Annotated in this window: 1 protein-coding gene; it reads left to right on the forward strand. The window is 30.9% G+C overall.

What is annotated here, in order from left to right; all coding sequences use genetic code 11:
* The first annotated feature begins 369 nt into the window (after positions 1-369).
* Positions 370-1,746, forward strand: coding sequence for a hypothetical protein (locus tag AC07XN_RS24265; protein ID WP_494744918.1), 1,377 nt, complete (start codon positions 370-372; stop codon positions 1,744-1,746).
* Positions 1,747-1,816 lie beyond the last annotated feature (70 nt).

Genomic DNA, 1,816 nt, shown 5'->3' on the forward strand with positions numbered 1-1,816 from the left:
AGTGCTCGTTCGTATCATGGTAAATTCGATTTACAAGCATTAAACGACGGTACTTATTCTGTAGAAATTACGGATGGTACTGAAAAAATTACTCGTACAATCAATATTAACTCTGCTAAACCACAAGAGGTAACAAGAACTATTGTAGTTGAATAGGCTAACGATAAATCTTATACAAAGGGCGACTATCAAAAAATTGATAGTCGCCCTTTATTTTTAGGCTCTTTTAAAGAGAATCATCGTTCATTGAAGAGATTGCGTTATTTTAAATTCACGTTAATATTATCAGAAAGGATGTCAAGTTTGGGTTTTATGACTAGTTTTGTACAATACCTTATTATCAAAACACATTTCAAACTTTCTATCTCTATGAAAAATATCAACTTTGGTATTCTCCTATTGTTGCTTTCTTTGTTAAAATTCTCTACAGTGACTGCTCAAGTACAATTTGAAACCTTTTCGTCTTTTGACAAAGCGCTAGTAAAGGCTAAAAAAGACAAGAAACTCATCTTTGTGCAAATTGCTTCTCCAAGTTGTGTCCAATGTAATGATGTAGGTCAAAAAGGGCTTTCAAGTCCTGCTTTAAAAGAAAAATTTGACATTAATTTCATTTCACTTTCTATCAAATTTGACGATGAGATATACAAGCAAATCATCACTAAAACTAATTTGGGTAGCTTTTCGATGGGCTCATTGTTTTTAGATAATGATGGCTATGTTTTACAAAGACTAGGTTCGACATCATCTAGCCCAATTATGTATTTAGAAATTGCTGATAAAGCTATTGCACTATCAAAGAATAATACGCTTAAGGAACTAGATATGCAATACGCCAAAGGCGAAAGAAATAAAGATTTACTAAAAAAACTTATTCAAGAAAAAAGTGCTGTCAATTTTGAAACCTATCATTTGGTGGATGAGTACATCAATTTGAATAATATCAATGAACTTTCTACAATTGATAATGCCCGACTAATGATTGAACAGGGTTTGCCACTCAATGGAAAAGCAAGGAAAATATTGTATGCACTTTTTACAACTAAGACAATTGATAGCCTTTTCTTTACCTATTCTTTGGAACAAAGGATTAAAATTAATAGTAGAGTAATAATTTCTACTAGAAATATTGCGAAGAAAGATAAGGATAGAAATTTAGCGATGCAGCTAAGTAGCTTTATTACATCAACCTATGCAAAAGAGTATGAAAAGGGTAGGTTTTATGGACAGTCGTATTTAAATAACTTTTATAAGGATATTAAAGACACAACCAATTTTTTACAAAATGCACAAAGTTTTTGTGACTATACTTTAATGTCTTTATCTGTAGATACGTTGAAAAAAAGAGAAGAAAAAGAACGTAATACTATGTTTACACAAAGGAGACAATCACAAGGTGTTAATGGGATAACATCTTTTTCTTATACTTCACATTACTTAAAGTATGCGGAAGAGTTAAATAATATTTCATTCGATTTTTTTAAATACACCAATGATTTGGAAAAGTTAGTAAAAGCTTTAAAATGGTCGAAAAGAGCAATTGATATTTATGAAGCACTTAGTCCAGATGAAAGCATAAAACAAAACTCAAGCATGATGGATACCTATGCTTGTTTATTATATAGATTAGGGAAAAAGGATGAGGCGATAGAATGGGAGACAAAAGCAATTGATAATTTTAAAAAGCTAGGGTTTAATACCAGTAATTTAGAAAGTACCTTGAATAAAATTAAGACAGGAGTTTTGTAAAAGGCGCTTACACTTTCTTTTCTATTAGCGAGTGACTTAAGTCACTCGCTAATAGAAAAGAAAGTCTATT

This window comes from Arcicella sp. GW458-12-2-14-TSB2 (assembly GCF_059423785.1).

Bases quoted from the DNA above. Each gene is read 5' to 3' on its own strand.
- AC07XN_RS24265 (WP_494744918.1), top strand. From the start codon at position 370: ATGAAAAATATCAACTTTGGTATTCTCCTATTGTTGCTTTCTTTGTTA.